Source organism: Pseudoalteromonas sp. 3D05, from assembly GCF_002723455.1.
In the GTDB taxonomy this organism is placed as follows: domain Bacteria; phylum Pseudomonadota; class Gammaproteobacteria; order Enterobacterales; family Alteromonadaceae; genus Pseudoalteromonas.
Window position 1 is genome coordinate 95,654 of record NZ_PDUS01000017.1, and the last position, 6,368, is coordinate 102,021.

Here is a 6,368-nt window from a genome sequence, read left to right on the forward strand (position 1 = left end):
TATTTGTGATTTAATATCAATACGTTAGTACATCTCTTAGCCAGAGTTCAGGTTAAATAGATGCTTAGCTTACGCTAAGCATCTATTTATAGGCTTTTCTTTGGAGGGAGTGCGACGTTGGCAAATATTAACCCTGCAACCAGCGACATAAAGATTAAAAAAGTTTGCTGTCCAATATGATCAGCATAGACAAAGTCTTGCCCTTCAATCAAAGAGTTTAGGCCGATATAGGTTTTACTACCCGGTACTAATACAATCAGGCCTTGCATGGCGACGATAGAGGCAGGTGCATTAGCGACGCGGTTAAATAAATTACTAAAAACACCCACTGAAAAGGCACCTATAAATGTACCTAAAGTATAATCTAAGTTTAAATAGATGGCTGGGCCAACACTGGTTCCGTAGGCTATAAAGCCAGAAGCAATTGACCATGCCGCATGCTTTAATTTTGTTCTAAAAATAACGATTAAGCTACTACACAAAAGCAGAATTGCAAGCCAAGCAGTCCACTTTGGGAGTGGTTCTGGTGGCACAAAGTCTGTTTGTCCAAACAGCGCAAAGCCAATTGCCAGACCGATAAATGCACCAAAATAAAGCTTAAATAAAAGCATAAACGAATCCATGACTCGTGCAGTACCAGAAACTAAGTGCCTTGCAGCAAGCTCTGCTAAACCAAGTGCGAGTGCGAGCCCTGGTATAAAGACAATTATGGCGGAGAGTACGATAAGGCGAATATTGATCTGTGCGTCAATATAAACACTAATTGCACAAGCCAATATTGCTGAAATAATAGCTACCAGGGGTTCAAGCATGTGCCCAACGCGTTTTGAGCGCGCTGACCAAAGCACAAATAAATAAACGATTAGGGTCAATAAGCCTGACCATAGAACATCATTCCAACTGGTTCCCATCAACATGGCAAACGCACCGCCAGAGGTTGCAAATGCAATACCTGTTAAAACTCGGTTGTAGGGTGCAGGGGCATCAAAAATGATGTCAAGTTGCTCATCGACTTCTTGCAGTGTTAACTCTTTATTGAGCAACTTATTAACAAGATCATCGGTGTCAGCCAACGAGCCAAGATCGTGATCACCCGGCTCGACGCGTGCAACGTGAGTGTATTCATCTTCGTGACCATCTGTCCATATTACGAATGTCACAGAGGTTGGTGACATAACGAATGACGACTTAAGGCCTAAGTAAGTGGCAATTTCCATTAAGTGGGCTTCAAGTCGGTACGCAGGAGTGCCGTACTTATGGAGCATTTTGCCTAGCTTTACTATAAATTTTCGTTTTTCAGTAAACGTTGCGGTTTTCAAGTGAGTATTGAACCAAAATTTAAATTATTCAGTTAAAAAATATAGACAATACATCAAAACTTGCCTAACTTGTTTTGCCGCGATTTTAAACACATATAAACCTCTGTCTAGTTTTTTTTATTTGTTTTTTGCTTCAATCCACTGCGCCATATACTGGGTGCTTCGCATCGTATGATGTTTAAGCATTTGTCCAGTAAAGTTTGCTTCTCTGTGTGCTGCTGAATCGGCTTCAATAGCCGTTACTTTATCAATAAAGCGCTTTGCTAACAGTGCTTTATCATAATGAATATTCAGTAGGGTATGCGCATTTTTTTGTGCGTTTAAAAAAGTACATTCATCTTGGTGCAGTAAAACAGCTGCGTTTGCAAATTCTTGTGGAGAGTTTTCTATAATACCCGGCCAAGGAAATTCGCCATGCATACCTTCACTGCCAATTGAAGTAGTAACACTGGGGGTTTGCATTATCATTGCTTCAAGTAATTTACCTTTAATTCCCGCGCCAAATCGCAAAGGAGATAAACACACTCTGGCCTCTTCCATTACTTGATAGGCATCAGCAGCCCACCCTTTTATTAAAAAGCCCGTTTTAGGGTTATGAAGTGCTGTCGCTTTAGGGGGGGGATAAGAGCCATATATATGAAGTTCAGCAGTGGGGAGCTGTTTACGAATTAGTGGCCAAATTTTTTGTAAATAAAGTACTGCGTCCCAATTAGGAGCATGGCGGAAATTCCCTATCGTCATAAAGTGCTGTCGCTCTGTAAAGGACTTTGTTTGAGTAGGCAGTGATGCTAAGTCAACCATGAAAGGTAAATGGTGTAATAAGCGACTATCAACATTAAATACATCAGCCAGCAGCGCCATTTCATAACTTGAAATAATCAAGCTAAGGTCGCATCTTAAAATAGCCGCTATCTCACGTTTTGCGATATCCGAGTGTAAATCACTTTTACTAAATGCTCGCTTACTTTTATGGGCATCGTGACGCGCATTTCTCAAACACTGCAAGTCTTCAGTGTCGAGTATTTTTATGGCATTAGGGCAATGTTTGTCAATGCGCCAACCAAACTGTTCTTCCATCATAAAACGATCAAACATAACAATGTCAGGATTATATGTTGTTACATAGTCATCGAAACTACTGCAGTTAAGAGTAATCGTTTGTGATGAGATGCCATGCTGCTCTAGGTTTTCCATATGCTCAGTTTTTTGAGCTGGACTTGCAAATTCAACCTGCCAACTCTGTGCTCTAAACGCGTGTAGTAACGACATCATATGCGTGCCCGCAGCGGATGAATTTGGCTCTGGCCATACATAGCCAATAACTAACACTTTTTTCATTTGCTTGAATCTCTAATTTGTAAATTTACATCGACCAATGTACGCAAAGGCGCGGTATTACAGCTAAGCAGCTCTTGTAAAATTTGGCAACTGCGCCTACCAATCTCATCGGCGTTTATACACACCGTACTTAATGACGGGGACATTAATTTAGAATCGGTTAAATCATCAAATCCAACTACCTTTATATCTTTACCCACCGAAAGCCCATGTTGTTGTATAGCCTCAATAACCCCGTAGGCAATAACATCGCTAAAACAGATGATGGCTTTTATATTTGGATGAACGCAATACAGCGAGTTAAATGAATCACGACCGCCTTGGCGGTTTGTAGGTGCTTGAATTACTGGCTTATCTTCATTGATATTGAATTGTGTAAGAGCAGACTTAAACCCACTGAGACGTTCTAGGTGGTCAGAAATATCATCTGTTCCCCCTAAAAAGGCAATGTCGGTGATGCCTTGTTCAAGAAGGTGCGCCGTAGCAATGTGTGCGCCTTTTTTGTTATCAGGTAAAACAGTGGGTGCGTTACTAAATGGCACTTCACGCATAATATTGATAACAGGTGAACCACTGGCAATAAGGTTGTCTACCCAGGTTTGTTCTGTCCCGGGTACTGGGCACATTATAAACGCAGCGACATTGTATTCTTTTAGTGTTTTAACAATGTGTTGTTGGCGCTGCCAATTTTCAGCCGTATTTACGACCATTGGCAGCATCCCCATGTCGTAAATATAACCCTCTAGACTAACCGCTAATTGGGCAGAGTAGGGGTTGGTTAAATCATTAATTACTAGTGCAACTAAATTTGAGCGTTTACCTCTTAAAGCTGCGGCATCACGATTATATACATAGCCCAATTTATCAATAGCTTGTAAAACTCGTTCTTTGCGTTTAGTACTGACTTTAGTGCTTTGTGTGAGTACTAAAGACACCGTTGATTTTGAGACTTGAGCTTCTCGCGCAACGTCAAAAATAGTGACTTTATCGGTTTTGTTATTCATTAAGGTCTGTTTACCTTTAAAGGTTAAATTTGCAGCAGTCTGTTTGGTATTTAGGCAATGCAGCGCTTATGTGGTGTGGTTATTCCCCATAAATAGGCGATAACGCAGTATCAATGCCAAACAGGCGCTGCCCTTCGGGTTCTGCCTAGGGCTATTTACTCTTTGTAGCTCGGTTTTGACTTAGCCCACTAGGTTACAAACCTCGCGCCGCGATTAAACCGCCCCTAGTTTGAACAAACTTTAATCCGCAAAGGTCAACAGACCCAAATTGTTATTAAAGAGGTACCGTAATCACTTAGTTTAACTTAAATTGAGCGATAAAGTCAGTAAAGCTTGTATTTAGCGAAGTCTGTTTGTACTTATAATCAGTGATTAACTTAAAAACTTTATGCGCTTTGCAAATCATGCTTATATAGCGCTACTATTTTAAAAATAATAAAGGACACACTATGAGAGCAATGTTGCTTTTTTTTGCCCTGATAATAAGTTTTGGGGTAATTGAAAACACCCATGCGAACGAAGGATATCAAACCCCTTCGAGTGATCTCGCTGCTTTGGTCGATGCTAAATTAGCACCGAGTAGCTATTTATCATCCGATGGTCAGTGGCTTGCACTATTTGATCGTAAACGAATTGAGTCACTCGATGACCTTGCTAAAGAAGAGTTTAAACTCGCTGGAATTAAGTTAAACCCAGTTAATTTTTCTCGCTCACGAGCGCGTACAAAATTTAATGCATTGACCTTAAAACATATCGAAACAGGTAGCGTGATTGAAGTTACTAATATTCCTTCAGGTATTATGCGTTCTCCTCAGTGGTCATCAGACAGCCAGTACTTAGCTTTTGTTTTAGAGCAAGCAAATCAGGCTAATTTATGGGTATACAACACACAAACCAAACAAGCTCGCCAACTATCTGACGTAGCATTAAATTCTGTTTTAACGAGTCGTCCATATACTTGGTTGCCTGACAGTACAGCTATTGTAGCTAACACCGCGGTAAATATCGCTAAGCAAAGATTAACCACAGATACACAGAATGTTGTTCCAGTGATTCAGCAAAGTACAGGCGAAAAAGCGCCTGCGCGTACATATCAAAATTTATTAACGAGTCCTTTTGATGAACAACAATTTAAGTTTTATGGGCAAGGACAATTAACCTATATCCCGCTCAGTGGTATAGCACGTGCTATTGGTAAGCCTGCGTTGTTCAAGTCATTTTCTGTATCCCCTGATTCAACAAACCTATTGGTTGGAAGTATTGACGAGCCATTTTCGTACCAAGTACCTTACAGTCGCTTTGCAACAACATGGCAAATATGGGGAATGCGAGGCTATGCGTTGGTTGAGTTAGCAAAGCAACCTCTCGCTGATAATATCCCACAGGGTTATGACAGTGTTCGGGTAGGCCGCCGCGATTTCGAATGGCGAGCTGATCAAGGTGCTGAAGTGATTTGGGCAGAAGCTCAAGACGGCGGCGATATGAAAACCAAAGTAGATCACCATGATTATTTGTATAGCTTACGCGCTCCATTTAAGCGAGAGCCTAAATTATTTGCAAAAGTCGAGCGTCGATTTGCTGGGATTGAATGGGCAAACGATAATGTGGCTATGCTCAGTGATTGGCGTTTTAGCGACCGCCAAGTTCGCACGTTTGTGATACAACCACGCAACGCAGACAGAAATCGAACGCTGTTTTCACAGCGTAGCTACAATGACGCTTACAAAAACCCAGGCAGCGCTATTTATGAGCGCAATGACTTAGGCAGTAATGTAATTAAAGTCGTCGGTGGGCGCTATATTTATCTGCGAGGCAATGGTGCTTCTGAACAAGGAAATGTGCCTTTTTTAGATCAGTACGACATTAAAACAAATACCACAAAGCGATTATGGCAGTCTAAAGCACCTTATTACGAGCGGGTTCGTGCCATGCTTGATGATAAAGGTGATAGGCTAATAACGATTCGTGAATCTAAAACAGAGCAACCAAATTTCTTTATTAGAGATTTAAGTGACGATACGCTCACCCAGCTAACTACATTTGAACACCCTTATCCAGCATTTAAGGGGGTTACTAAAGAGCTTGTTCGTTATAAGCGCGATGATGGTGTTGAGCTCACTGGCACACTGTATTTACCGCCAGAGTATGACAAAACACAAGGTACGTTACCTGTCTTGATGTGGGCATATCCACTAGAATATAAAGATAAAGCTGTAGCATCTCAAGTGCGTGAGTCGCCTTATGCATTTACCTATATAGGTTATTGGGGGCCAATGCCCTACCTTGCTAAAGGGATTGCGGTATTTGACGACCCGAAAATGCCAATCGTAGGGGTCGATGGCAAAGAGCCTAATGACTTATTTAGAAAGCAATTGGTCTCTAGTGCACAAGCAGCAGTGGATGTTTTGGTTGAAAAAGGCATTGCCGATAAAGATAACATTGCCATTGCTGGTCACTCCTATGGCGCATTCATGGTGGCAAATTTATTAGCACACAGCGATTTATTTAAAACAGGAATCGCACGAAGTGGCGCTTATAATCGCACACTCACGCCATTTGGTTTCCAAGGTGAAGAGCGTGACTTTTGGCAGGCTCAAGATGTATATGCAGCGATGTCACCGTTTTTTCACGCTGAGAAAATTAACGAGCCAATGTTAATGATCCATGGTCAAGAAGACCCGAATTCTGGCACTTTCCCTATGCAAAG

General features: G+C 41.5%; 4 protein-coding genes. 1 reads left to right on the forward strand and 3 read right to left on the reverse strand.

Going from position 1 to position 6,368, the window contains the following annotated elements:
• Nucleotides 1–86 precede the first annotated feature (86 nt).
• From CSC79_RS15740 to CSC79_RS15750, 3 genes are all read right to left on the reverse strand, one after another.
• Nucleotides 87–1,319 (reverse strand): threonine/serine exporter family protein, encoded by a 1,233-nt coding sequence (locus CSC79_RS15740; RefSeq protein ID WP_099296696.1) that lies wholly within the window; start codon nt 1,317–1,319, stop codon nt 87–89.
• A 117-nt stretch (nt 1,320–1,436) separates the two neighbouring features.
• A complete protein-coding gene (locus CSC79_RS15745; RefSeq protein WP_099296697.1) occupies nt 1,437–2,657 on the reverse strand; it encodes a glycosyltransferase in 1,221 nt (406 codons plus the stop codon).
• Nucleotides 2,654–3,661: a LacI family DNA-binding transcriptional regulator gene (locus CSC79_RS15750; RefSeq protein WP_099296698.1), complete on the reverse strand. Its 1,008-nt coding sequence runs from the start codon at nt 3,659–3,661 to the stop codon at nt 2,654–2,656. Before CSC79_RS15750 ends, CSC79_RS15745 begins: the two co-directional genes overlap by 4 nt.
• Before the next feature lie 449 nt (nt 3,662–4,110).
• On the opposite strand from CSC79_RS15750, the gene CSC79_RS15755 reads away from it, so the two are divergent.
• On the forward strand, nt 4,111–6,368 hold a 2,258-nt coding region (locus CSC79_RS15755), incomplete at its 3' end, for a prolyl oligopeptidase family serine peptidase (RefSeq protein WP_099296699.1).